1 pseudogene is annotated in these 305 nt (G+C 57.7%); it reads left to right on the forward strand.

Annotation, left to right across the window (positions count from 1 at the left end):
• A pseudogene (locus B2T33_RS01815) lies at positions 1-305 on the forward strand (carboxyvinyl-carboxyphosphonate phosphorylmutase); the annotation flags it as partial.

Raw genomic sequence — 305 nt, forward strand, 5'->3', positions numbered from 1 at the left:
CTCGGTGCCGACATCCTGTTTGTTGAGGCCCCGAAATCCGTCGATGAAATGCGCACCCTCTGTGCCGAACTTCCCGGCCCCAAGATGGCCAATATCGTTGAAGGTGGCGAAACCCCGGACCTGTCGCCCGAAGAACTCAAACAGATCGGCTATCAGATCGCGGCCTATCCACTTTCGCTGATGGCGGCCGCCATGAAGGCGATGGTCGAATGCCTGCAAACCATGAAGGTCGGCGAACCGAGGGATGACAAACTGATGAGCTGGGCGGACCTGCGCCAACGCATCGGCTTTGATGACTATTACGA

Source organism: Thalassospira sp. UBA4513 (assembly GCF_002388495.1).
GTDB lineage: Bacteria > Pseudomonadota > Alphaproteobacteria > Rhodospirillales > Thalassospiraceae > Thalassospira > Thalassospira tepidiphila.